The organism is Geodermatophilus saharensis (genome assembly GCF_900188205.1).
GTDB classification, from domain to species: Bacteria; Actinomycetota; Actinomycetes; order Mycobacteriales; family Geodermatophilaceae; genus Geodermatophilus; species Geodermatophilus saharensis.
In genome coordinates, this window is the sequence record NZ_FZOH01000002.1 from 78,315 (window position 1) to 102,387 (window position 24,073).

At 76.5% G+C, this 24,073-nt stretch carries 23 protein-coding genes, 1 pseudogene and 1 riboswitch; of the genes and pseudogenes, 10 read left to right on the forward strand and 14 right to left on the reverse strand.

Annotation, left to right across the window (positions count from 1 at the left end):
- Positions 1–46 precede the first annotated feature (46 nt).
- Genes CHC04_RS04590 through CHC04_RS04605 form a run of 4 tightly spaced genes read left to right on the forward strand, consistent with a single transcriptional unit; the run spans position 47 to position 4,269 of the window.
- Entirely contained in the window at positions 47–820 is a 774-nt protein-coding gene (locus CHC04_RS04590) for a DeoR/GlpR family DNA-binding transcription regulator (protein WP_245816992.1), read from the forward strand.
- On the forward strand, positions 817–1,824 hold the full coding sequence (locus tag CHC04_RS04595; protein WP_089402744.1) for a 1-phosphofructokinase family hexose kinase: 1,008 nt from the start codon (positions 817–819) through the stop codon (positions 1,822–1,824). Before CHC04_RS04590 ends, CHC04_RS04595 begins: the two co-directional genes overlap by 4 nt.
- An 18-nt stretch (positions 1,825–1,842) precedes the next feature.
- The gene (locus tag CHC04_RS04600; protein ID WP_089402745.1) at positions 1,843–3,954 is read left to right on the forward strand and encodes a PTS fructose transporter subunit IIABC; all 2,112 of its coding nucleotides are present in this window, start codon (positions 1,843–1,845) and stop codon (positions 3,952–3,954) included.
- Positions 3,955–4,008: 54 nt separating this feature from the next.
- Positions 4,009–4,269 carry an HPr family phosphocarrier protein gene (locus CHC04_RS04605; protein WP_089402746.1) on the forward strand — a complete coding sequence of 87 codons (261 nt, stop codon included), beginning with the start codon at positions 4,009–4,011 and terminating at the stop codon, positions 4,267–4,269.
- Between the two features lie 115 nt (positions 4,270–4,384).
- On the opposite strand, the gene CHC04_RS04610 is transcribed toward CHC04_RS04605, so the two are convergent.
- From CHC04_RS04610 to CHC04_RS04625, 4 genes are all read right to left on the reverse strand, one after another.
- Positions 4,385–4,852 carry an SRPBCC family protein gene (locus CHC04_RS04610; protein WP_089402747.1) on the reverse strand — a complete coding sequence of 156 codons (468 nt, stop codon included), beginning with the start codon at positions 4,850–4,852 and terminating at the stop codon, positions 4,385–4,387.
- A gap of 76 nt (positions 4,853–4,928) precedes the next feature.
- Positions 4,929–6,092 (reverse strand): AGE family epimerase/isomerase, encoded by a 1,164-nt coding sequence (locus CHC04_RS04615; protein WP_089403316.1) that lies wholly within the window; start codon positions 6,090–6,092, stop codon positions 4,929–4,931.
- A gap of 4 nt (positions 6,093–6,096) precedes the next feature.
- A complete protein-coding gene (locus CHC04_RS04620) occupies positions 6,097–6,768 on the reverse strand; it encodes a response regulator (protein ID WP_089402748.1) in 672 nt (223 codons plus the stop codon).
- Entirely contained in the window at positions 6,765–7,961 is a 1,197-nt protein-coding gene (locus tag CHC04_RS04625) for a sensor histidine kinase (protein WP_089402749.1), read from the reverse strand. Before CHC04_RS04625 ends, CHC04_RS04620 begins: the two co-directional genes overlap by 4 nt.
- A gap of 198 nt (positions 7,962–8,159) precedes the next feature.
- On the opposite strand from CHC04_RS04625, the gene CHC04_RS04630 reads away from it, so the two are divergent.
- Positions 8,160–8,723, forward strand: a complete 564-nt coding sequence (locus CHC04_RS04630) for a hypothetical protein (RefSeq protein ID WP_089402750.1) — start codon at positions 8,160–8,162, stop codon at positions 8,721–8,723.
- Between the two features lie 61 nt (positions 8,724–8,784).
- Here the strand turns inward: CHC04_RS04630 and CHC04_RS04635 are convergent, their stop codons facing one another.
- Genes CHC04_RS04635 through pdhA form a run of 3 tightly spaced genes read right to left on the reverse strand, consistent with a single transcriptional unit; the run spans position 8,785 to position 12,437 of the window.
- Positions 8,785–10,317, reverse strand: coding sequence for a dihydrolipoamide acetyltransferase family protein (locus CHC04_RS04635; protein ID WP_089402751.1), 1,533 nt, complete (start codon positions 10,315–10,317; stop codon positions 8,785–8,787).
- A gap of 3 nt (positions 10,318–10,320) precedes the next feature.
- The gene (locus tag CHC04_RS04640) at positions 10,321–11,298 is read right to left on the reverse strand and encodes an alpha-ketoacid dehydrogenase subunit beta (protein WP_217897176.1); all 978 of its coding nucleotides are present in this window, start codon (positions 11,296–11,298) and stop codon (positions 10,321–10,323) included.
- Positions 11,298–12,437, reverse strand: a complete 1,140-nt coding sequence (gene pdhA, locus CHC04_RS04645) for a pyruvate dehydrogenase (acetyl-transferring) E1 component subunit alpha (RefSeq protein WP_217897177.1) — start codon at positions 12,435–12,437, stop codon at positions 11,298–11,300. The genes CHC04_RS04640 and pdhA overlap by 1 nt, the downstream gene beginning before the upstream one ends.
- A 215-nt stretch (positions 12,438–12,652) precedes the next feature.
- Between pdhA and CHC04_RS04650 the strand changes: the two genes are divergently transcribed.
- Both CHC04_RS04650 and CHC04_RS04655 read left to right on the forward strand, forming a co-directional pair.
- Positions 12,653–13,150, forward strand: a complete 498-nt coding sequence (locus CHC04_RS04650) for an Lrp/AsnC family transcriptional regulator (RefSeq protein WP_089402752.1) — start codon at positions 12,653–12,655, stop codon at positions 13,148–13,150.
- Between the two features lie 11 nt (positions 13,151–13,161).
- A complete protein-coding gene (locus CHC04_RS04655; protein WP_089402753.1) occupies positions 13,162–13,356 on the forward strand; it encodes a hypothetical protein in 195 nt (64 codons plus the stop codon).
- Here CHC04_RS04655 and CHC04_RS04660 read toward each other — a convergent pair.
- Complete coding sequence (locus tag CHC04_RS04660) at positions 13,346–13,600, reverse strand: DUF3253 domain-containing protein (protein ID WP_089402754.1); 255 nt, start codon at positions 13,598–13,600, stop codon at positions 13,346–13,348. The genes CHC04_RS04655 and CHC04_RS04660 overlap by 11 nt on opposite strands.
- A gap of 54 nt (positions 13,601–13,654) precedes the next feature.
- Here CHC04_RS04660 and CHC04_RS04665 point away from each other — a divergent pair, with 54 nt between their 5' ends.
- Positions 13,655–14,173 carry a hypothetical protein gene (locus CHC04_RS04665; protein ID WP_089402755.1) on the forward strand — a complete coding sequence of 173 codons (519 nt, stop codon included), beginning with the start codon at positions 13,655–13,657 and terminating at the stop codon, positions 14,171–14,173.
- A 28-nt stretch (positions 14,174–14,201) separates the two neighbouring features.
- Here the strand turns inward: CHC04_RS04665 and CHC04_RS04670 are convergent, their stop codons facing one another.
- The 3 genes from CHC04_RS04670 to CHC04_RS04680 all read right to left on the reverse strand — a co-directional run bounded on the left by CHC04_RS04670 (position 14,202) and on the right by CHC04_RS04680 (position 17,156).
- Positions 14,202–15,533: a serine hydrolase domain-containing protein gene (locus CHC04_RS04670; protein ID WP_089402756.1), complete on the reverse strand. Its 1,332-nt coding sequence runs from the start codon at positions 15,531–15,533 to the stop codon at positions 14,202–14,204.
- 15 nt (positions 15,534–15,548) lie between these two features.
- Positions 15,549–15,866, reverse strand: a complete 318-nt coding sequence (locus CHC04_RS04675) for a DUF3817 domain-containing protein (RefSeq protein ID WP_089402757.1) — start codon at positions 15,864–15,866, stop codon at positions 15,549–15,551.
- A 165-nt stretch (positions 15,867–16,031) separates the two neighbouring features.
- Positions 16,032–17,156 carry a C40 family peptidase gene (locus CHC04_RS04680; RefSeq protein WP_245816993.1) on the reverse strand — a complete coding sequence of 375 codons (1,125 nt, stop codon included), beginning with the start codon at positions 17,154–17,156 and terminating at the stop codon, positions 16,032–16,034.
- Between the two features lie 7 nt (positions 17,157–17,163).
- A riboswitch (cyclic di-AMP (ydaO/yuaA leader) is annotated at positions 17,164–17,300 on the reverse strand.
- Positions 17,301–17,491: 191 nt separating this feature from the next.
- Between CHC04_RS04680 and CHC04_RS04685 the strand changes: the two genes are divergently transcribed.
- Positions 17,492–17,713, forward strand: coding sequence for a hypothetical protein (locus CHC04_RS04685; protein WP_089402758.1), 222 nt, complete (start codon positions 17,492–17,494; stop codon positions 17,711–17,713).
- Between the two features lie 58 nt (positions 17,714–17,771).
- Positions 17,772–18,590 (forward strand): annotated as a pseudogene (locus tag CHC04_RS24735) (YhjD/YihY/BrkB family envelope integrity protein); the annotation flags it as partial.
- Between the two features lie 23 nt (positions 18,591–18,613).
- On the opposite strand, the gene CHC04_RS04695 reads toward CHC04_RS24735, so the two are convergent.
- The 3 genes from CHC04_RS04695 to CHC04_RS04705 form a co-directional block, all read right to left on the reverse strand.
- Positions 18,614–21,091 carry a transglycosylase domain-containing protein gene (locus CHC04_RS04695; protein WP_089402759.1) on the reverse strand — a complete coding sequence of 826 codons (2,478 nt, stop codon included), beginning with the start codon at positions 21,089–21,091 and terminating at the stop codon, positions 18,614–18,616.
- A 101-nt stretch (positions 21,092–21,192) separates the two neighbouring features.
- Positions 21,193–23,268, reverse strand: a complete 2,076-nt coding sequence (locus tag CHC04_RS04700) for a HelD family protein (protein WP_089402760.1) — start codon at positions 23,266–23,268, stop codon at positions 21,193–21,195.
- Between the two features lie 130 nt (positions 23,269–23,398).
- A complete protein-coding gene (locus CHC04_RS04705) occupies positions 23,399–24,070 on the reverse strand; it encodes an acVLRF1 family peptidyl-tRNA hydrolase (RefSeq protein WP_089402761.1) in 672 nt (223 codons plus the stop codon).
- Positions 24,071–24,073 lie beyond the last annotated feature (3 nt).

A 24,073-nucleotide genomic window follows, 5' to 3' on the forward strand; every position in this document is an offset into this window, starting at 1 on the left:
AGTGGCGCCCCACACGATCGGGCAGCCATGCACCGGATGGAGCGAGGTGGACGTGTACGCCGAGGAGCGACAGCAGGCGATCGCCACGCTGGTCGTCGAGCAGGGCCGCATCGCGGTCACCGCCGTCGCCGAGCACTTCGGCGTCACCACCGAGACCGTCCGCCGCGACCTCGCCGTCCTGGAGCGGGCCGGCGTGCTGCGCCGCGTGCACGGTGGTGCGGTGCCGGCCGCGGCACTGAGCCTGGTGGAGACGGCGCTGGCCGAGCGCCACGGCACCCGGGCGGAGGCCAAGCGGAAGATCGCCGCGGCCGCGCTGGACCTGCTGCCCGGCCCGGGTGGCAGCATCCTGCTCGACGGCGGCAGCTCCACAGCGGCGCTGGCCGAGGTCCTGCCGACCGACCGCAACCTCTTCGTCGCCACCAACTCGGTGCCGATCGCCGCCCGGCTGGCCACCGTCGCCGGCCTCACGCTGCACGTGCTCGGCGGGCGGGTCCGCGGGCTCACCCAGTGCGCGGTGGGTGAGACGCCCGTGCGCGCCCTGGCCGACCTGCGCGCCGACGTCGCCTTCCTCGGAACCAACGGCATCGCCCCCGGCCACGGCCTGACCACTCCTGACGAGGCCGAGGCCTCGGTGAAGCGGGCGATGGTCCGGGCCGGCCAGCGGGTGGTCGTGCTCGCCGACAGCAGCAAGCTGGGACGCGAGCAGCTCGTGCGCTTCGCCGCGCTCGACGACGTCGACGTGGTGGTCACCGACGGCGAGGCCGACCCCGCCGTCGTCGGGCGCATCGAGGACGCCGGCGTCGAGGTCGTGATCGCGTGAGCGGCGGCCGCGTCGTCACGCTGACGGCCAACCCCAGCCTCGACCGCACCCTCGCCCTGCCCGGCCCCCTGCTGCGCGGCGAGGTGGCCCGCCTCGGCGTCAGCTCCACCGAGCCCGGGGGCAAGGGGGTCAACGTCGCCCGCGCGCTGGCCGCGGCCGGCGCCGAGGCCCTGGCCGTGGTGCCCGCCGACCCCACCGACCCGCTGGTCACCGCGCTGCACGCGCTGCGGCTCCCGCTGGTCACCGTCCCCACCGGCGCCCCGGTGCGCACCAACTACTCCCTCACCGAGCCCGACGGCACCACCACCAAGCTCAACGAGCCCGGCACTCCGCTCGACGCCGGCCTGCGCGCCGCGCTCGCCGCCGCCGTGGCCGCCGCCGCCGCGGGCGCCCGCTGGGTCGTGCTGTCCGGCTCGCTGCCGCCGGACACGCCCGAGGACTGGTACGCCGAGCTGGTCCGCGCCGTCCGCGGCACCGGCGCGCGGGTCGCCGTCGACACCTCCGAGGCGCCGCTGCGGGCACTGCTGGCCGCCGGCCCCGACGCCGCGCCCGACCTGCTCAAGCCCAACGCCGAGGAGCTGGCCCAGGTGACCGGCACCCCCGAGGCCGCACTGCTGGCCGACCCCGCGGCGCTGTCGGCCGCGGTCGCGCGGCTGCACGACGGCGGCGTCGGCGAGGTGCTGCTCACCCTCGGCGGCGACGGCGCGGTCCTCTCCACCGCCGCGGGCGAGGTGTGGTCGGCGCGCGCCCCGCGGATCGCCGTCCGCAGCACCGTCGGCGCCGGCGACTCCAGCCTGGCCGGGCACCTGCTGGCCGACCTGGCCGGCGCGCCCGCCGCCGAGCGGCTGCGGCGCGCCGTCGCCACCGGCTCGGCCGCCGCGGCGCTGCCCGGCTCGGCCGTGCCGACACCGGAGCTGGTCGACCCGGCCGCCGTCCCCGTCACCCCCGGCCTGCCCGTCCCCTCCCCCGAACCCGTCCCGGCCGCCGGCCGGGACGTCCCCTGACGCCCCGGAAGGTCCGTCATGTCAGCACTGATCACCCCAGAGCTGGTCGTCCTCGACGCCGATCTCGGCTCCGACAAGGACGCCGTCGTCCGCCGGCTGGCCGGTCTCGTGGCCGACGCCGGCCGGGCCACCGGCGCCGAGGCGCTCGCCGGTGACGCCCTGGCCCGCGAGGCGCAGGCCGCGACCGGGCTGCCCGGCGGCATCGCCATCCCGCACTGCCGCTCGGCCGCGGTCACCCAGGCGTCGCTGGCGTTCGCCCGGCTGGCGCCCGGCGTCGACTTCGGTGCCGCCGACGGCCCGGCCGACCTGGTGTTCCTCATCGCCGCGCCCGCGGAGGGCGACGCCGACCACCTGACGCTGCTGTCGGCGCTGGCCCGGGCCCTGGTGCGGCCGGACTTCGTCGCCTCGCTGCGCGCCGCCGCCACACCCGCCGACGTCGTCGCGCTGGTCGAGGAGGTCGTCTCTCCCACGCCGGCCACCGGCGCCACCGCGGCGACCAGCACCCCCGTCCCCGCCACCGCCCCGGCGCCGGAGTCCGCCCCGGCCCGCCGCCGGCTGGTCGCGGTCAGCGCCTGCCCCACCGGCATCGCGCACACCTACATGGCCGCCGACAAGCTCACCGCGGCCGCGCAGGCCGAGGGCGTCGACCTCGCCGTCGAGACGCAGGGCTCCTCGGGGTCCACCCCGCTGGACCCGGCGGTCATCCGTGACGCCGACGCGGTGATCTTCGCCGTCGACGTCGGGGTCCGGGACCGCGACCGGTTCGCCGGCAAGCCGGTCGTCCAGTCGGGCACCAAGCGGGCGATCAACGAGCCCGAGGTCATGATCCGCGAGGCGCTGGCCGCCGCCGACGACCCGAACGCCCGCCGCGTGCCGGGCGGCGGAGCGGCCGGCGCCGCCGCGGCCGCCCCCGCGGGCCGGCCGAGCACCGCCACCGAGATCCGCCGCTGGCTGCTCACCGGCGTCAGCTACATGATCCCGTTCGTCGCGGCCGGCGGGCTGCTCATCGCGCTGGGCTTCCTGTTCGGCGGGTACCAGATCGTCAACCCGAACCCCGACGTCGAGGGCCAGAGCTTCGCGCTGAGCTGGGTGCTCAACAACTCCTTCCTCGACCTGCCCTCCGCGGCACCCCTCGAGGGCCTCAACGACGGCTTCCTGGGCTACCTCGGGGCCCTGTGCACCGTGCTGGGCCAGGCCGCGTTCGGGTTCCTCGTCCCGGCGCTGGCCGGCTACATCGCCTACGCGATCGCCGACCGCCCGGGCATCGCGCCCGGCTTCGTCGTCGGCGCCGTGTCGGTGACCATGAGCGCCGGCTTCATCGGCGGCCTGGTGGGCGGCATCCTCGCCGGCCTGGTGGCCCGCTGGATCGCCTCGTGGCGGCTGCCCACCGGCGTCCGGGGGCTGCAGCCGGTCGTGATCATCCCGCTGCTGGCCACGCTGATCTCCAGCGGGCTGATGGTGGCGGTGCTCGGCCGCCCGCTGGCCGCCGCCGTCGAGGGCCTGGGCAACTGGCTCAACGGGCTCAGCGGCACCTCCGCGGTGCTGCTGGGGATCATCCTCGGCCTGATGATGTGCTTCGACCTCGGCGGCCCGGTGAACAAGGCGGCCTACCTGTTCGCCACCGCCGGCCTGGCCTCCCAGACCAGCGGCTCGCTGGTCATCATGGCCACGGTCATGGCCGCGGGCATGGTGCCCCCGCTCGCGATGGCGCTGTCCACCGCGATCCGGCCGAAGCTCTACACCCCGGCCGAGCGGGACAACGGCAAGGCCGCCTGGCTGCTGGGCCTGTCGTTCATCTCCGAGGGCGCCATCCCGTTCGCGGCGGCCGACCCGCTGCGGGTCATCCCCTCGATGATGCTCGGCGGTGCGACCACCGGCGCGATCGTCGCCGCCTCCGGCGTCGAGCTGCGCGCCCCGCACGGCGGGATCTTCGTGTTCTTCGCGATGAACAACGTGCTGGTGTTCGTCCTGGCGCTCATCGCCGGCATGGTCGTCGCCGGCCTGGCGGTCACCGTCGCCAAGAGCATCGGCCGCCAGAAGGCCGACGCCGTCCCCGAGGACGCCGTCGACCTCGCCCACGCCCACAACGCCGCCCCCGCCTCCACCGTCAGCGCGCCCGCTCGCGCCTGACAGGGCAGGCTCGACCCCGACACCCACCGATACCCCGAGAAGCGAGGACGTCGAATGCCCAGTCAGACCGTCACCGTCGGCTCCCGGGTCGGCCTGCACGCCCGCCCGGCCGCGCTCATCGCCGAGGCCGTGGGCAAGGCCGGCGTCCCGGTCACCCTGGCCACCCCCGGCGGCAACCCCGTCGACGCCGGCTCGCCGCTGATGATCATGACGCTGGGCGCCCAGAAGGGCGCCGAGGTCACCGTCACCAGCGACGACCAGGCCGTCGTCGAGCAGATCGCCGGCATGGTGGCCGCCGACCTCGACGCCGAGTAGCGCAGCCCGCACACCGACGGCGCCCGCCCCTCCGCGAGAGAGGGGCGGGCGCCGTCGTCCGTCCGGGGTCCACACCGCGCGACGATCAGCTCACCTGGTCATCGCGCCGGCGCGCTCAGCGCTGGTCGGGGCGCGGGACGTCGCCCCGCCAGGCACCGGTCTCGCCGCCGCGGCTCTCGATGAACTCCTTGAACCGCTTGGCGTCGGCCTTGACCTGCCGGTCGTCGAAGCCGAGCGCGGCGCCGACCTTCTCGACGACGCCGGTCGGCTCCCAGTCGATCTGGATCATCACGCGGGTCCTGTCGTCGGCGAGGCGGTGGAAGGTGACCACCCCGGCGTGCTTGGCGTCACCGCCCGTGCTCGCCCACGCGACCCGCTCCTCGGGGTGCTGCTCGGTGATCTCCGCGTCGAACTCGCGCTTGACGCCGTCGATGTTGGTGATCCAGTGGGTGTGCGTGTCGTCGACCTGGGTGATGCGCTCGACGCCGCCCATGAACTGCGGGAACGACTCGAACTGCGTCCACTGGTCGTAGGCGACACGGATCGGGACGTCGACGTCGACGGATTCCTGCACGCTGGCCACGGGAACGCTCCTCGCTGCTCGGGATGTCGTTGCGGTGACCTCGCCCTACCCCTCCCCGCGGGAGCGGACACACCGCTCACCGCAGCGCGGCGGCCACGCTCCCCCGCACCGGCCGGCCGTCGAGCAGCAGCATCTGCGCCAGGTGGTAGGCGTCGGGCTGGCCGGTCCAGGTCCCCGTGGCCACCTCCCCCGACGGCGTCAGCTCGTGGTGCCAGCTGCCGGTGGCGGGGTCGGCGAACCGCTCCTCGCCGTGCGCCCGCCAGGTGCTGGCCAGCTCGCCGTAGCGCGTCTCCCCGGTGACGGCGGCCAGCACGGTCGCGGCCGCGACCGCCTCGCACAGCACCCAGTGCATCCGCGCGGCCACCACCGGGCGGTCGTCCCAGTCGAGCGTGTACGGGAAACCCGGCGCGCCGTCGGCCGCCCAGCCCCGCACCGCGGCGGCGTCGAACAGCGCGACGGCGTCCTCGAGCAGCCAGGCCGGCGGGTCGTCGAGGACCGCACGGGCGTGCAGGGCCAGCCGTGCCCACTCGAACTGGTGGCCGACGGTGACGCCGTAGGGCCGGAACGGGTCGGCCGGCCGGTCGCGGTTGAAGCCGGGCAGCGGCGTCCAGTCGACGGTGAAGTGCTCCGGCAGCCGCCAGTCCCGCTCCCGCGCCCACCCGTGCACCACCCGCTCGAGGCTGCGCAACGCCCGCTGCCGCAACCGGTCGGCCCCCGCGCCGCCCAGCGCGTCGGCCGCGGCGAGGGTGGCCTCGACGCCGTGCATGTTGGCGTTGGCGCCGCGGTAGTCCGACAGCCGGGACCAGTCCGCGGTCCACTCCTCGACGGCGAGCCCCTCGGCGTCGTCCCAGAACCGCCGGTCCCACACGTGGAGCGCCTCGTCGAGCAGCGCGCGCCCGCCCTCGACCCCGACGGTGGTGGCCGTCGCCCCGGCCAGGACGGCGAAGGCGTGCACGTAGGCCGCCTTCGTGTCGTCGTCCTCGGTGCTGTGCCAGCCGCCGTGCGCGCCGTCGTGCAGCGGCCCCCCGCGCAGCGCGGCCACCCCGGCGGCCGCCTGCTCCTCCGCGCCGGGCCGGCCCAGCAGGGCGGCGAGCCCGAAGACGTGGGTCATCCGGGCGACGATCCAGGTCTCCTGCGGCCGGCCGGGCTCGACCGTGCCGTCCGAGCCGAGGTAGCCGAAGCCACCGCCGGGCAGCCGCGAGCGCGCGGCGAAGGCCAGCAGCCGGTCCAGGTCGGTCACCCGGTCATCCTGGGCGCCCGGGGCGCACCAGGCCACTCTCGTAGGCGCGGACCACCGCCTGCACCCGGTCGCGCACCCCGAGCTTGGCCAGGAGCCGGGTGACGTGGGCCTTCACCGTCGCCTCGGTGACGACGAGCGCGGCGGCGATCTCGGTGTTGGACAGGCCCTGCGCCAGCAGCAGCCACACCTCGCGCTCGCGCGGGCTGAGGTCGGCGGCCGGGTCGGGCCCCGCCGTGGGCGGCGGCGAGGCCAGGTAGCGCTCGATGAGCCGCCGGGTCACCACCGGCGCCAGCAGCGCCTCCCCCGCGGCCACGACCCGCACCGCCTCGACCAGCCGCTCCGGCGGGGCGTCCTTGAGCAGGAACCCGGCGGCGCCGGCCTCCAGCGCGCGGAACACGTACTCGTCGAGGTCGAAGGTGGTCAGCACCAGCACCTGCGGGGGCTCGGCGAGACGGCGCAGCCGCCGGGTGCCCTCGATGCCGTCGGTCCGCGGCATCCGCACGTCCATGACGACGACGTCGGGCCGGTGGGCGAGCGCCTGCTCCACGGCCTCCTGGCCGTCGGCGGCCTCGGCCACCACCTCCAGCCCCGCGCCCTCCAGCACGCCGGCGATCCCCGACCGGACCAGGGCGTGGTCGTCGGCCACGACCACCCGCAGCGGGCCCGGCGCGCTCACGGCCCCACCAGCGGCAGCACCGCGCGGACCTCCCAGCCGGCCGGCTCGACCGCGCCCGCGGTCAGCGACCCGCCGTAGACCCGCACCCGCTCGCGCATCCCCGGCAGGCCGTGCCCGCCGCCGCCGTCGGCGAGGTCACCGCCCGGGGCGGCGGGCACCCCGCGGTCGCGGTGCCCGCCGTCGTCGCGCACCACCAGCCGCACCTCCTGCGGGTCGGCGGCCACCTGCACGCGGACACGGGCGGCCGGGGCGTGCTTGAGCACGTTGGTCAGGGACTCCTGCACCAGCCGGTAGACCGCCAGCGAGGGCCCGTCGGGCACCGCGTCGACGTCGCCGTCCACGGTCAGCTCGGCGTCCAGGCCGGCGTCGCGGGCGTCGCGGACGAGGTCGGCCAGCCGCGGGATCCCCGGCTGCGGGGCGTAGTCGGGATGGCCCTCGCGCAGCACGTCGAGCAGGTGGCGCATCTCGCGCATCGCCTCGGCGGCCGTGCGCCGCGCCATGCCCAGGTGCGCCAGGGCGCGGTCGGGGTCGCGGACGACGAACGCCTCCGCGGCGCCGGTCTGCAGCACGACGACGGAGACCGAGTGGGCGACGACGTCGTGCAGCTCGCGGGCGATGCGGGCGCGCTCGAGCGCGACGGCCTCGCCGGCCGCGGCGGCGGAGTCCTCCTCGGCCCGCAGCGCCGCCAGCGCCCGGTGGTGGACGACGCGCCCGCCGGTCCAGGCGCCGGCGACGAAGAAGAGCAGCAGCACCAGCGAGCGCGGCCGGGCGGCCTCGACGCCGAAGTAGCCGAGCTGCCCGGCCACCCCCATCGCGGCCACCGGAAGCACACCCAGCCCCACGGCCGCCGGGAGGGAGCGGACGTGCACCGCGACGGTGAAGGCGGCCAGCAGCAGGCTCGGGAAGGGCGTGAAGGTCGCCGCCGGCTCCGCGGTCGCCGCGTGCACGACGAGCGCGGCCGCGACCACCGCGGTGACCGTCCCGGGGAAACGGCGGCGCAGCGCCAGCGGGAGGGTCGCGGCCAGGACGAACAGCGCGCCGGGGACGGGGGCCAGCCCCGGGGAGAGGGCGACCTCCACCAGTCCCCACAGCGCGAGCCCGGCCGCGACCGCGAGGTCCAGCCCGCTGGTCCAGCGGGGCACCGACGCCGCCGCGACGGCGGGGTGCCGGGCGGCCCCGGCGGTCGTGGTCACGGCCGCCGAACCTACGGGTCACCGGCGCGGTCGCGCGTCCACCCCGGGGCGACACGGGGTTCGACGATGGTCGACACCGCGGTCGCGACCGGCCGCGGCGCGGATGTGGACCGCAGGCCGATGCCGGCCGGTCCCCGCCGTCCCTAGCGTCCTCGGCGACCGCCTGACCAGGCGACTCCCTGCACCCGAGGAGCTCTCGTGACCACCACGCTGCCCACCCCCGCCACCGCCCCGGCCGGCTCCCCGCCCGACTCCCGGGCCGGCGCCGCGGCCCTCGTCGCCGCGGGGATCTCCGTCGCCGTCGGCGTCACCCAGGTGCTGTACCCGCAGGACACCGACCCGGCGATCGACCCGCGCACCGCCGCCCTGCTCGTCGCCACGAGCCTGATGCTCTGGGCGCTGCCGGTGCTCTACCTGCGGCTGGCCGCGCTGGCCGGCACCCGCTGGCCGGCCGTCGCCGCCTCGGCCGGCACCGTGCTGCTCAGCGGCGGCATGCTCTCGAGCGCGGTCAACGGCGAGGACCTGTCCTTCTTCCCCGCCGTGGCCCTCGTCGCCAACGCCCTGTGGTTCCTCGGCTCGCTGGCCCTGGCGGTCGCGCTGTGGCGCTCGCGGCGGGTGTCGCGCCCGCTCGTCGCGCTGCTGCCGCTGGTGACGCCGGTCTTCCTGTTCCTGTCCCAGACCGGCGGCGGGGTGCCCGTGGGCGCCTACCTGGCCGTCGTCGGCTGGCTGCTGCTGCGCGGGCAGCTCGACCGCCGGGCCTGACCCCTCCGGGAACGCCAGCGGGCCCTGCCGGGAGATCCGGCAGGGCCCGCTGGTCGTGCGCTCAGTAGGCCAGCGCGGTCCGGGGGTCGGAGAGCAGGGCGCCCACGTCGGCGAGGAACCGGCTGCCGAGCTCGCCGTCGATGACCCGGTGGTCGAACGACAGCGCGAGCTGGGTCACCTGCCGCACCCGCACCTTGCCCTTGTGCACCCACGGCATCTCGCGGACGGCGCCGAAGGCGAGGATCGCCGACTCGCCGGGGTTGAGGATCGGCGTGCCGGTGTCGACGCCGAACACGCCGACGTTGGTGATCGTGATCGTCCCGCCGGTCATGTCGGCCGGCGCGGTGCGCCCGGCGCGGGCGGTCTCGGTCAGCTCGGTGAGCGCCGCGGCCAGCTCGGCCATCGACAGCCGGTCGGCGCCCTTGACGTTGGGCACGATCAGCCCGCGCGGGGTGGCCGCGGCGATGCCGAGGTTCACCTGCCCGTGGACGACGATCTCCTGCGCCTGCTCGTCCCAGGAGCTGTTGACCATCGGGTGCCGGCGCGCGGCCAGCAGCAGCGCCTTGGCGACGAACAGCAGCGGGCTGACCTTCACCCCGGCGAACTGCGGCCGGGCGGCGATCTCCGACCGCAGCTTCATCATCCGCGTGACGTCGACGGTGAGGAACTCGGTGACGTGCGGCGCGGTGAAGGCGCTGGCCACCATCGCCGCCGCCGTCGCCTTGCGCACGCCCTTGACCGGCACCCGCTCGCCGGCGACCGGGGCGGCGGCCGGCGTCGGGACCGCCGCGAGGTCGGGGACCTGCTCGAGGACCTGCTCGGGCGCCTGCTCCTCGACCTGCGCGGGGGCGGTCCGCGGGCCGGCGGCCGCGGCGGTGACGTCCTCGCGGGTGATGACCCCGCCGGCGCCGCTGCCGGTCAGCGCGGCCAGGTCGACACCGAGGTCGCGGGCCAGCTTGCGCACCGGCGGCTTGGCCAGCGGGCGCACCCGCCCGTGGCCGGGCGAGACGGGCCGGGAGGGGGCGGCCGCCTCGGCGCGGGCGTGCGCCTCGGCCTGCCGGCCCACCTCGAGCCCGCCGTGCCGCACCGGCTTGACGGTGGCGTCGGGCGCGGTGGCCAGCAGCGGCGGCCGGTCCTGACCGCCGGAGCCGTAGTCGGCCCCGACGGGGGCCGGCGCGTCGTGCACCGCCCGGCGCGGCCGGCGGCGGGCCTCGGTGTTCCGCGGGCCGTAGCCCACGAGCACCGCCGTCCGCCCGCCCGGGGCCGCCCCGCCGATCAGCCCGGCGGCGGGCTCGGCGGACTCCGCCGCCGGCGCGGCGCCGTCCCCGGCCGGCGCGGGCGCCGGCGCGTCCCCGCCGGTGTCGATCGTGATGATCGGCGTGCCGACGTCGACGGTGGTGCCCGGCTCGAACAGCAGCTCGGTCACCGTGCCGGCGTAGGGGGAGGGCAGCTCGACGGCGGCCTTGGCGGTCTCGACCTCGCACAGCGGCTGGTTGACCGTCACGGAGTCGCCGACCGAGACCAGCCACTGGAGGATCTCGCCGTCGGTGAGGCCCTCCCCGACGTCGGGCAGCTTGAACTGGCGCAGTGCCATCGGTCAGAACTCCATCGCGCGGTCGACGGCGTCGAGGACACGGTCGAGGTCGGGGAGGTACTCCTCCTCGAGCTTCGACGGCGGGTACGGGGTGTCGTAGCCGCCCACCCGCAGCACCGGCGCCTCCAGGGAGTGGAAGCAGGTCTCGGTCACCCGGGCGGCGATCTCCGAGCCCAGGCCCAGGGTCACCGGCGCCTCGTGGACGACGACGCAGCGCCCGGTGCGCCGCACCGAGTCGAACACCGGGTCGAGGTCGAGCGGCGAGAGGGTGCGCAGGTCGACGACCTCCAGCGAGCGGCCCTCCTCGGCGGCGGCCTCGGCGGCCTGCAGCGCCGTCTTCACCATCGGGCCGTAGGCCAGCACGGTGACGTCGTCGCCGCCGCGGACCACCCGCGAGGCGAACAGCGGGCCGGGCGTGGCCTCGGTGTCGACCTCCGCCTTCTCCCAGTACCGCCGCTTGGGCTCGAGGAAGACGATCGGGTCGGGGGAGGCGATGGCCTGCTGGATGCCCCAGTAGGCGTCGGCCGGGTTGCTGACGGCGACCACCTTCAGCCCCGGGGTGTGCGCGAAGTACGCCTCCGGGCTCTCGCTGTGGTGCTCGACCGCGCCGATGCCGCCGCCGAAGGGGATCCGGATGACGATCGGCATCGGCAGCCGGCCGCGGGAGCGGGCGTGGATCTTGGCGACCTGCGTGACGATCTGGTTGTAGGCGGGGAAGACGAACCCGTCGAACTGGATCTCGCAGACCGGCCGGTAGCCGCGCATGGCCAGCCCGACGGCGGTGCCGAGGATGCCGGCCTCGGCGAGCGGGGTGTCGACGACGCGGTCCTCGCCGAAGTCCTTCTGCAGGCCGTCGGTGATCCGGAAGACCCCGCCCAGGCGGCCGATGTCCTCGCCCATGAGGACGACCTTCGCGTCGTCCTCGAGCGCGCGGCGCAGGCCGAGGTTGAGGGCCTTGCCGATGGTGAGCGTCTCGGCCATCAGTGCTCGCTCCCCTCGAAGGAGGCCTGGTAGGCCTCGAACTGCGCCTGCTGCGCGGCCACGAGCGGCGTCTGCTCGGCGTAGACCTGGTCGAACATGGCCGTCCCCGGCGGGTCGGTCATCTCGGTGGTGCCCGAGCGGATGCGCTGCGCCAGCTCGTCGGCCTCGGCCTCGACGGCGTCGAAGAAGTCGGCGTCGGCGATGCCGGTGCGCGAGAGGTGGGCCTTCACCCGCGCGATGGGGTCGCGCAGCTTCCACTCCTCCAGCTCGCTGGCCAGCCGGTAGCGGGTGGGGTCGTCGGAGGTGGTGTGCGCGCCCATCCGGTAGGTGAAGGCCTCGATGAACGTGGGGCCCTGGCCCTCGCGGGCGGCGGTGAGGGCGGCCCGGGTGACGGCGAGGACGGCGAGGACGTCGTTGCCGTCGACCCGGACGCCGGGGAAGCCGAAGCCGGCCGCGCGCTGGTACAGCGGCACCCGCGACTGCCGCTCCAGCGGCACGCTGATCGCGTACTGGTTGTTCTGGCAGAAGAACACGACCGGGGCGGAGAAGCTCGCCGCCCAGATGAAGGACTCGTTGACCTCGCCCTGGCTGGTGGCGCCGTCGCCGAGGAAGGCCAGCGTCGCGGTCTCGGCGCCGTCGCGCTGCAGGCCCATGGCGTAGCCGGTGGCGTGCAGGCACTGCGCGCCGATGACGACGGTGTAGAGGTTGAAGCCGGTGGCGATCGGGTCCCAGCCGCCGTTGTCCACGCCGCGGAAGAGGCTGATGACGTGCAGCGGGTCGACCCCGCGGGTCCAGGCCACGCCGTGCTCGCGGTAGGTGGGGAAGGCCATGTCGCCGTCGGCCATCGCCCGGCCGGCGCCGATCTGGGCCGCCTCCTGGCCCAGCAGCGAGGCCCAGATGCCCAGCTCGCCCTGGCGCTGCAGCGCGGTGGCCTCGACGTCCCAGCGGCGGACCAGCACGAGGTCGCGGTAGAGGCCGCGCAGCTCCTCGGCGGAGACGTCGAGCGGGTAGTCGGGGTGCTCGACCCGCTCGCCCTCGGGGGTCAGCAGCTGCACCAGGTCGGGCTGCTGCGGAAGGTGGGGCGCGGCCGCCCCGGGTACGGGGTCGACCATCTCGGTGGTCGCGCTCGACACGCTCACGCGCTGCTCCTCGCCGTCGTCCGCGCTGCCGGGGTCACCGGCCGGTCGCGGTGCTGGACGTCCTGTGGCGCCGGGGTTGTGGCTCCACTCACACATCGTGACACGTCCCCCGCCGGTAGGGAGCACACCACCCCCCGATCGGGATGCGCAAGGCCGCCACGGTGGATTGAGCAGGATGCGTTTCCCGGGCGGCCGGCACGTGCCAGACTGGCGCCGTGCCTGCCGGTCCCGAGCGCCTCGACGCCACCGACGCCCGGCTGGTGCAGGCGCTGGACGCCGACCCGCGGGCCACGGTGCTGGCGCTCTCCCAGCAGCTCGGGCTGGCCCGCAACACCGTCCAGGCGCGGCTGGCCCGGCTGGAGTCCGGCGGGCTGCTCGCCCCCTTCGCCTCGCGCGTGCGCCCGGAGGCCCTCGGCTACCGGCTCAGCGCCTACGTGACGGTGCAGGTCGTGCAGCGCGGCCTCGAGGAGGTCGCCGCCGCGCTGGCCGCGATGCCCGAGGTGCTGGAGGTGACCGCGCTGTCCGGCGCGGCGGACCTGCTGGTGCGCGTGGTCGCCGTCGACGCCGACGACCTGTGGCGGCTGACCGAGCAGGTGCTCGCGCTGCCCGGGGTGGAGCGCACCGACACCGCCCTGGCGCTGCGCCGCTACGTCGACCACCGGGTCGACCCGCTGCTGCGGCGTGCGGCGGGAGAGGAGCCGGCGTCCGGGTAGGAGGGGCCCGGGTGACCTCCGAGGCCCCGACCCCGCTGCCCGTCCTGCTCGACGAGCCGCTGCGCACCTACGGCCCCGGCGGGCAGGAGGAGTCGGTGCGCGACGTCGTCCGGCGCGAGCTCGAGCCGCTCCACTCTTGCACCGTCGACCGCACCGCCCGGCTGCTCGCGGCGTTCCTGGCCCGGCCGCTGCCGGTCAGCGGCTGACCCGCCGGATCCGGACCGGGCCGCGGGCGGTGGCGACGTCGACCACCGCGCCGCGCTGGGTCACCTCGACCTCGCCCCGCTCGGCGAGCCGCCCGGCGACATCGCGCGCCCGCGGCACGAGCTCCCGCCAGCCCTCCGGGTCCACGGCGCGCGCGGCCTCCGACGGGCAGATCGTGGCGCCGGGCGCGCGGACGTCGAGCAGCGCGCCGATCGCCCGCTCGAGGGCCGCGCCGACGTCGTCCACCTCTCCAGCATGCGCCCGTTTGCGCTGGTGAGCGCGACGGGTAGGGCGCCGCCCATGGCGAAGCGCACCCCCGTGGGGACGTTCGGCAAGGGCAAGCGGGGCATCAGCACCCTCGGCTGGGCGCTGCGCGGCGCGGCGGCGGGGGCGGCGGGGTCGACCGCGCTCAACGCCGTCACCTACCTCGACATGACCGTCCGCGGGCGCGGCACCAGCTCCACGCCCGAGCAGACGGTGGAGAGGCTCGCCGAGAAGGCGCACGTGCCCATCCCGGGCGACGAGGAGCACCGGCAGAACCGGGTGCAGGGCCTGGGCCCGATCACGGGTCTGGTCGCCGGGGTCGGGGTCGGGGTCGGCGTCGGGCTGCTGCGGGCGTCGGGGTTCCGGTCGCAGCCGCTGGTGGGCACGCTGCTCACCACGCTCGCGGTGCTGGTGGCCGCCAACGGGCCCATGACGGTGCTGGGCGTCACCGACCCGCGCACCTGGTCGGCGGCCGACTGGGCCGCCGACGTGGTGCCGCACCTGGCCTACGGCGCCGTCGTCAAGACCACCATGGACGCCTTCGACCGCCCGTAGACCCGTGCACTTCCGCGGAAGTGCCCGCTCAGGGGACCGCCCAGCCGCGGGGGTCGACGCCGCCGGGCACGGGCGCGGCGGGGTCGTAGGGCTCGCGGGTGAACACGAACGTGCCCAGGTCGAGGTGGTCGGCGGCGATCCGCAGCGTCTCGCCGGCGTAGTAGCCGTCCAGCCCGACCCACGTGCCGTCGTCGCGGCGCCGGAACCGGCTGGACCGCCCGGCCCGTCCCGGCAGCGGCCCGAGGTGCAGCAGCCCGCCGGCCACCGCCCGGAGGGCCAGCGGCGACGGCCCCCAGTACCAGACGCCGAGCTGCTCGAGCGGCACCGGGGATCCGGCCGGGCGCCACGGCTCGACCACCCGCGGCTCGGCGGCCCGCAGGTCGGCGAGCAGGCCCGGGACCAGCGCCGAGTCCAGCCCGCTGGTGGTGTTGGCCAGGGAGACCCCGCCGGTGCCCTCCTCGCGGTCGACGAAGACCCCGGCGAGGAACCCCGGCATCGAGCCGCCGTGGCCGGTGAGCGTGCGGCCGTCGACCCGCAGCACCTGCAGCCCCAGCCCGTACGCCGACCAGGCCGGCGACGACGGGTCGACGCCGGCCGGCACCGCCATCTCCTCCAGCGTCGCCGGTGACAGCACGTCGCCGGTGTCGCCGAGCAGGAAGGCGGCGAAGCGGCCGAGGTCGGCGAGGGTGGCCCACAGCTGCCCGGCGGCGGCCATGACCCCGGCGTGGTGCTCGGGCTCGGGCAGGACGACGTCGGCCCACGGGTGCACGGCGTACCCCTGCGCGGCGCGGCCCGACGGGCGCGGCGTCGTCCGGGTCATGCCCAGCGGGGCCAGCACCTCGGCGGTGACGACGTCGTCCCACGGCCGGCCGCGCAGCCGGGCCACGAGCTCGCCGAGGAGGCCGAAGCCGAGGTTGGAGTAGTGGAAGCGCCGGGCCTCGCCCAGGACGACGTCGCCGCCGGTGAGCGCGAGGTCGGCCAGCGAGCCGCCGGGCACCCGCTCCCACCAGCCGCCGGGGCTCTCGGCCGACGCGCCGGCCAGGTGCGACAGCAGCTGCCCGATCGACCGGTCGCCCAGCGGCGTGCCCGGGACGTGCCGGTCCAGCGGGTCGTCCAGACCGAGCCGGCCCTCGTCGCGCAGCCGCAGCACCACGACCGCGGTGACCGTCTTGCTGATCGAGCCCAGGCGGTACTGGACGTCGGTGTGCGGCTCGTCGACGTCGCCGCGGCCGGCCGACCAGGCGAGCCCGCCGTCGCGGACGACGCCGGCGACCAGGCTCGGCGCCCGGCCGTCGCGCTGCACGCGGGCGGTGCGGGCCAGCAGGGTGCGGGCGGTGGCGGGCAGCACGGGCTCGGGCATGCCCGGAACGGTAGGTCAGGCCCGCGCGGGTGCCGCGAGCCTCCCGGTCCGGCCGGCCCAGCGCTCGAACACCACGGTGGCCAGCGGCGGGACGGATGCGGCCAGCGCGAGCAGCGTCGTCCACGGCGACCAGCGCAGCACCCGGGACGCGACCAGCGCGACGACGACGTAGGCGACGAACACCGCGCCGTGGACCGGCCCGAACACCTGCACGCCGACCTCGGAGGTCTCGGGCACGTACTTGACGTACATGCCGGCGAGCAGGCCCACCCACGACAGCGCCTCGGCGACGGCGACGGCGCGGAAGGCGGTGGCGACGGTGCGGGGGTTCATCGGTGCGCGGTCCTCAGGCGTCGGCGGCAGCTCCGCGGGGACCAACGCGGCACCCCGTCCCCGGTCTCCCCGTCCCGGTGTGACCCCGGTGACGTCGTGGAACGGCCGCCCTCCAGGGGCCCGCGCCGAGCGGGAGCGAGGCGTGGGGACGAGGGTGGGCCTTCCTCAGCCGATGCGGCGGGCTCCGGAGTAGCTGCCCATCGAGTCGATGCCGGCCACCTTGACGACGTCGCCGGAGGTCGGCGCGTGCACCATCTGGCCGTTGCCGATGTAGATGCCCACGTGGCTGACCGGGCTGTAGAAGAAGACCAGGTCACCGGGCTGCAGGTCCGACTTCGCGACCGCGGTGCCCATCTGCGACTGCATCTTGCTGGAGTGCGGGAGGCTGATCCCGGCGGCCTTGAAGGCGTACTGGGTCAGGCCCGAGCAGTCGAAGGAGTCCGGGCCCGCGGCGGCCCACACGTAGGGGTCGCCGCGCTGGGCCATGGCGGTGGCCACGACGGTGCCGGCGACACCGCTCGCCGGAGCCGGGGCCGCGGCCGGCGCGGAGGACGCGACGGGGGCCTCCTCGGCGGCGGGCTCCTCCCGGTCCTCGTCACGGCTGGCCCGCTGGTCGCCGGCGGCGTGCGCGGCCGCGGCGGCCTCCAGCGCGGCGCGCTGCTCCTCGGCGCTGAGCCGCGCGAAGTCGGCCTGGTAGGCGGCGATCTGCCCCTCCAGGTCGGCCTGCTGGGCGGCGACGGCGTCGTACTGGCGCTGGGCCTCGGCGGCGGCCTCGGCGGCCGCGGTCTGCGCGGCGGTGGCGGTCTCGGTGGCCGCGACGGCCTGGCCGAGCAGCTCGCCCTGGTAGCCGGCGACGCCCTGCAGGAGGCTGACGCGGTTGACGAACTCGTCGGCGTCCTCGCTGGTCATGAGCGCCTGGAACGAGCCCATGCCGTCGCCGGTGTAGGCCGATCGGGCGATGCCCACGACCTGCCGGCGGGCGGTGTCGACCTCGGCCTGCGCCTGGGCGAGGGACGCGGCGGCGGCCGCGGCCGCGGCCTGCTGGGCGGCCAGCGCCTCACGGGCCTCGTTGAACTGCTCGGTGACGACCTCGAGGTCGTGCCCGCGGGCGGCCACCAGCTGCGCGGCCTCGGCCGCCGTGGTGGGCTCCTCGGCCAGGGCGGCGGACGGGACGACCCCGACGGCCACGCCGAGACCGAGGGCCCCGGCGAGGACGAGGGCGGCGCGGCGGCCGGGCCGACGCTGCGGGCGGCCGGTCGCGCCGGGGACGGACGTGCGCAGGGACGCCACGCGGTGGTTCTCCTCTTCCCAGGCCGCCTACCGGGTTAGCTGACGGGTTCGGGCGTGGACTCGCCCGGCGCGTGCGGACACGCGCTGCACCCCAGGACTGCGGTGGGTCCCCGGCCCGGCGCACCCGAGGGGCACACCGGCTCGACGGCGTCCTCGGGGTGTCACCCAGGTCAGTGACGGAGCGCCCCGTTGGACGTACACACAGTAAGGGGCGTGACGGGCCCGTGACAATCACCGTGGTGTAGTCACATCGGTGACATTCCGTATTGGTGCGGCTACGGACACGCGGGGCCCCGCCCGTTTGACCGGCCGCCGGGGCGTGTAGGAGTCAGGGCATGTCCTCCTCCACGCGGATGCGCCTGGCCCGGCCGCTCGTCGTGCTCGCGCTGTTCGGCTCCCTCACCGCCTGCGGCGACAACACGGACTTCTCCCGCGGGCCCACCAACTGCGACGCCAGCAGCGAGAACGCCAGCAACGAGAACGACGCCAGCTGCCAGGAGACCGGCCCGAACCCCGGCAACGACGCGCCGACCACCGACGACACCTCCGAGGACTGAGCACCGCACCGGCCCGCCCCGACGGGCGCGCGCCCGCGGGGACTGGTGCCATGGTCGGGTGACCTCGGAACGCAGGTGGACCGCGGCCCGCCTGCGCGCCGAGGCGCTCACCCTGCTGCGCGGCGCCCAGCGGCTGCTGCGCGGCCGCGACCTCGCCCTGATCTCCGCCGGCCTGACCTTCTACGCGGGCATCGCGGTGGTGCCGCTGCTGCTGGTCGCGGTGCGGCTGACCGCGCTGGTGACCTCGGCGGAGGAGGTGCGCGCGCTCACCGCGCGGCTGACCGAGCTGCTGCCCACGCCGCTGGGCGCACCGGAGGCGGTCGAGCGGCTGGTCGAGGCGGGCACCCACCTGGACCTGCTGGGCTTCGTGCTGGCGCTGGTCCCGCTGACCTTCTACGGCGAGGGGCTGCGCCGCGCGCTGCTGCGCTTCAGCCAGCGCCGGGAGAACCTGACCGGCTGGCGCGGCCGGCTGCTCACCCTGCCGCTGGTCGTCGCCACGCCGCTGCTGCTCTACCCGGTGCTGCTGGCCGCCCGGGTGATGGCCGACCTGGCCCGTGAGGACGGCGCCGGGGCGGCACTGGGCCGCTTCGCCGTCGGCTACTACACCGTGCTGTTCGTCCTCACCGTGCCGGTGCTGTGGGGGTTCGGCGTGGTCTCGGGCGGCCAGCTGCGCTGGGGCGCGCTCACCAGCGGGGCACTGTTCACCGCGGCCTGCCTGTCGGGCTTCCTGCAGGGCTTCGTGGTGTTCCTGTCCCTGCCGCTGGACCTGGGCGCGCCCTTCGGCGGCCTGGTCGTCGTCGGGGCCGTGGTCGCCGTCGGCCTGTGGCTGTTCCTGCTGCACCTGGTGCTGCTGGCCGGGTGGCTGCTCACCCAGTCACTCGACGAGCGGCTCGGCCGCCGTCACGCGGCCGGCGCGCCGCCCCACTCCGGGGGGACCTGGGGCTCGACGGGTGGAGGCGGCGCCGCGGGTGCGGGCTCCGCGGGCGCCGTGGGGGGCACCTCGGGCGCGGGCGGGGCGGGCTCCGTCGGGGCCTCGGGCTCGGGAGCCGGCGCCTCCGGCTCCGGGGCCGGTTCGGGTGCCGGCTCCGGCTCGGGAGCGGGCGCGGGGTCCGGCGCCGGCGCCGGAGCCGGGTCGGGCTCCGGCTCGACGTAGTCACTGCCGTTGCTCACCAGGATCGACACGACCTGGCCGGGCACCGCCCGGGCACCGCGCGGCGGGCTGGTGCCGAGGAAGGCGCCGGCCGCCTCGTCGCTGTCGACCCGCAGCGTCTGCGGGGTGAAGCCGGCCTCGCGCAGGGCCCGCTCGCAGGCGCGCACGCCCCCGCAGCCGGGCACCGGGCGGGTGTTGCCGTTCTGCACCGTCTCGTCGGCCGGCGGGAACTCCCCGCTGCCCCGGGCGGTGAGGATCGGCTCCATCGCGTCGTGCCAGATCGTGGCGCCCTTGCCGCCGCCGAACCCGCCGACGTCCTCGTTCTGCTTGGGGTTGAGCACCATGACGCTGGCGGTGATCTCGGGCGTGTAGCCGACGAAGGCCACGGAGTAGTTGTCCTGCGACGTGCCGGTCTTGCCGGCGATCTGGTGCCCGCGGACGTAGGCCCGCGACCCGGTCTGCCCCGGGTTCCCGGGCTCGACGTCCCGGCGCAGCATCTGGTTCATCGTCGTGGCCACGCCCGGCGGGATGGCCTCGGGCGTGCACCGGTCACCCACCGGCAGCGGCTCGCCGTCGGCGCCGACGGCCGGCTGCCCGGTGGCGTCCAGGACGGCGGTCACCGGGACGACGTCGCACTGGGTGCCGTTCGCGGCGAACGTGGAGTACGCGCTCGCCAGCGCCAACGGGCTGGTGGCCTCGGCGCCGAAGGTGAACGAGCCGCGGTTCTCGTCGATGATCTGCTGCGGCAGCTCCGGCGGGCTGAACTGGAACAGGCCCGCCGCCTCGGCCATCCGCACCGGCTCCTCGACGCTGCCGAGGGCGTCCTCGAGGGCGAGGAAGTAGGTGTTGGAGGACTGGTACAGCGCCGTCGTCAGGTCCAGCGTCGAGCGGTACCGGCCGGCGTTGCGCACGCAGTACCGGCCGTCGGTGTCGCGGCCCTGGCAGGGGCCGCTGTAGACCCGCGAGACGTAGGGGTCGGGGGCGTTGAGCGTGTAGTGGGACGAGTAGCCGCGGGCCAGCGCGGCGGCGGCCACGAAGACCTTGTAGGTCGAGCCCGAGCCCTGGCTGGCGGCGACGTTGAGGTTGAAGGACTCCTGCGTCGGGTCGGTCCGGTCGTAGCCGAAGGTCCGGTTGACGCTCATCGCCAGCAGGTGGCCGGTGCCGGGCTCGACGGCGGTGAACATGCCGGCCAGCGAGTCCTCGCGCGGCAGGGTGCGCAGCACCGCGGCGTCGCCCGCCCGCTGCAGCTCGACGTCCAGCGTCGTCTGCACGACGTAGCCGCCGCCGTCGAGCTGCTCCTGGGTCAGCCCCAGCTCCTGGATCAGGTAGCGCTGCACGAAGTCGCAGACGAACGGCCCGACGCTGGCCTCGACGCAGCCCCGGGGAGGAGCCGGCCCCGGCGCGAGCCCCAGCGGCTCGGCCTGCGCGGCGGCGGCCTCCTCCGGGGTGATCCGCCCCTGCTCGGCCATCCGCGAGAGGACCTCGTCGCGGCGGGCGGTGGCGGCCTCGGGGTCGGTGAACGGGTCGTCCTCGGTGGGGCTCTGCACCAGGCCCGCCAGCAGCGCGGCCTGCGGCAGGGTGAGCGCGGCGGCGTCGACGCCGAAGAACGCGCGGGCGGCGGGCTGCACGCCGTAGGCGTTGGAGCCGAAGTAGACGGTGTTGAGGTAGCGGGTGAGGATCTCGTCCTTGGTCTGCTCGTCCTCGATCGCCAGGGCCAGGCGGGCCTCGCGCAGCTTGCGGCCCACCGTCTGCTCGGTGGCCGCCGCCCGCTCCTCCGGGGTGTCGGCGGCCTGCAGCAGCGTCTGCTTGACCAGCTGCTGGGTGATCGTCGAGCCGCCCTCGGCCACCCCGCCGGCGGCGATGTTGGTGGCCAGCGCGCGCAGCGTCCCCTGCACGTCGAGCCCGTTGTGCTCGTAGAAACGGGCGTCCTCGATGGCCACCATCGCCTGCTTCATGACGTCGGCGATCCGCTCGGGCGCCACCGGCTGGCGGTTCTCCCGGTAGAAGTACGTGATCGGCTCACCGTTGGCGGCCAGCAGCACGGTGTTGCCCGGCGGGGTCTCCGCGGTGAACTCGGTGGGGAGGTCCCCGAGCAGGCCGGTGGACCGCTGGGCGGCCACCGTCGGACCGCCGATCCACGGGATGAGGAGACCCGCCACCAGCGCCCCGGCGACCACCACGGTGGCTGCCAGACGCAGCAGCGTCCCAGCCGGACCCATCCGGTCCATGAGCTCCCTCCTCGGCCGCTCACTGCAACAGAGATGTGCGCCGGCCACAACCACCCGCGCCGGGTGCGGGTCCCGCCCGGGGGCGGGCGAGCCGGGTGTGATCAGCCGGTCAGCGGCACGGGCAGGTCGTCGCGGTGCAGGACGACGAGGGTGCTCACCGCGCGGGTGAGCACCACGTAGAGCCGGTTGAGCCCGCGCGGCTCGGCCGCCACGATCGCCGCCGGGTCGGCGACGACGACGGCGTCGAACTCCAGGCCCTTGACCAGCGACGCGGGGACGACGGCGACGCGGTCGGCCGGCGCGCCGTCGTCGGAGAGCACCGCGGCGGGCAGCCCGGCGTCGGCCAGCAGCCGCGCCACCCGGGCCACCGCGTCGTCGGCGCAGACCACGCCCACCGACCCCGGCGCCGCGGCCAGCGCGCCCACCACCTCGGCCAGCGGACCGGCGAGGTCGGCGACCGGCCGGACCTCGAGCGCGCCGGGGTCGCGGCGCACCGCGGTGGCCGGGTGCAGCCCGGGGGCGATGAGCGGCAGCAGCCGGTTGGCGTAGTCGAGCACCTCCCCCGGCACCCGGTACCCGCGGGTCAGCGGCCGGACGGCGGTCTGCGGGCGGCCCAGGCCCGCGAGCGTCGGCGCCCACTCGGCCGGTGACCAGGGGCTGGTGGCCTGGGCCAGGTCGCCGAGCACGGTGAGCGACCCGGCGGCCAGCCGGCGGGCGATCGCCCGGCACTGCATCGGCGAGAGGTCCTGCGCCTCGTCGACGACCACGTGCCCGTAGCCGGCGGTGCGCTCGACGAGCCCGGCGGCCTCGTCGACGAGGACGGCGTCGGCGGCGGTCCAGGCGGTGGCGCGGACCGAGCGGGCCGGGAGGCGCAGCAGCAGCGCCTGCTCGTCGTCGTCGAGCACGCCACGGGCGGCCCGGGCGAGGACGGCGGGGTCGCTGAGCAGCGCGGCGACCAGTGCGGCGGGGTCGCGGGCGGGCCAGACGACGTCGCAGAAGGCGCGGACCTCGGCGCTGCGGGCGGCGCGGCGGGTCTCGGCGTCGGTCGGGCTGCCGCCGGACTCCTCCTTCTGCCGGCGGGCGTCCTCGGCCAGCAGCAGCGCCAGCCGCTCGCGCCCGGCGGCGTAGTGGAGCCGCTGCTGGTCGTCGGCGACGCGGCCGCGGCGGCGCAGGTCGTCGACGTGGCGCTTGAGCCGCTCGACCGGCACCCGGTACCGCCGGCCGGCCAGCGGGACCAGGACGTCGTCGGCGGGCTTGGCGATCGCGCCCCACAGCGCCCGCTCGAGCACCTGCGCCATGCGGGCGTCGCCCTTCAGGACGGCGACGTCGGGGGCGTCCTGCGCGCGGACGGGAACGTGCGCGGTGAGCTCGGCGACCGTCGTCTGGTCGACGTCGACCTCGCCGAGCGTGGGCAGCACCTGCTCGATGTAGCGCAGGAACGCCCGGTTCGGGCCGACGACGAGGACACCGGTGCGGGCCAGCTGACCGCCGTGCGTGTACAGCAGGTAGGCCGCGCGGTGCAGGCCGACGGCGGTCTTGCCGGTGCCGGGCGCCCCCTGCACGCACACCGACTCGGCCAGCGGGGCGCGCACGATCTCGTCCTGCTCCGGCTGGATCGTGGCCACGATGTCGCGCATGGGACCGCTGCGCGGGCGCTCGATCTCGGCCCGCAGCAGCGCGCCGTCGCCCTCCTGGCCGGCCGCCAGCAGCTCGTCCTCGTAGCTGGTCAGCTCGCCGCCGGAGAACCCGAACCGGCGGCGGCGCACCAGGCCCTGCGGATCGGCGGCGGTGGCGCGGTAGAACGGCCGGCTCATCGGCGCGCGCCAGTCGATGACCACCGGCCGGCCGGCGGCGTCGCGGACGTGCCGGCGGCCGATGTGGAAGGTCTCTCCGGCGCCGTGGGGTGCGCCGGTGTCGGTGCGGCCGAAGAACGGCGGCACGCCGGGGTCGGCGGCGAGGGCGCGCAGCCGCTCGGCGCGGGCGGCGCCGAGACGCTCGGAGGCCCAGGCGTCGACCCCGGCGTCGACGACGGCGTCGACGACGGCGCTCGCGGCGGCCCGCATCCCGGCCAGGCAGTCAGCGGCGAGGACCAGGTGCGCGCGCTCGGCGGCGAGCACGGGATCGGTGGAGGTGTGGGTGGTGGTCGTGGCGGTCGTGTCGGTCGGTGTCGCGGACACGGTCGGTGGACGCTACGCCGGTCCGTGCGTCACGTCACGCCCCTTCCCGCCTCCGTGCACTTCCGCGGAAGTGCCCGGCCCGCGGGTGCACTTCCGCGGAAGTGCCCGGCCCGCGGGTGCCTTTGTCGCGCTAATGGCTCCGGTCGCCGGGTTCGACGAGGTGGACCCGCACCGCCCGGAACTGCGCCGGGGTGGCCAGCAGGACCTCCTTCGTCGGCTCGCCGACCTCCAGCGCCGGCTCGCGGCGCAGCGCGGCGAGCCGGGCCAGGCGGGGGTCGGCGAGCACGGCGTCGACCATGGCCCGGTCGCCGCCGGTGAACAGCGCCTCGACGCCGGCGGCGTGCGGGAGCAGCACCCGGACGGCGGTCTCGACGGCGGCCCCGACGACCGCGTCGGCCTGGTTCGCGCGGCGGCGGGCGAAGCGCTGCTGGCTCCAGCCGCCGGCCGCGCTGCGCCCCTGCACCAGCCGCGTGTCGACCTTGGAGACGACGAGGTCGGCGCCGTCGAAGACCCCGGTCGCCCAGCGGCCGCGGCGCACGAGCAGGACGGCGGCGCGCCGGGGCCGCCGGGCCGCGGCGGTGAGGGAGGTCAGCAGCGCCGGCCCCGGCGTCCACGCGAACGGCGGGCGCAGGGTCAGCGTGGTGCCGTCGTCGCAGGTCACGGCCACCCCGCCGTCGTCGGTGCGGGTCACCTCGGCGAAGGTCCCGTGCCGGGCGGCGACGCCGTCCAGCCAGCGGCCCAGCCGCTCCGGGGCGACGCCGAGGACGCGGCCGCCGCCGGCCGCCGGCCGGGGGCGGGTCACCGG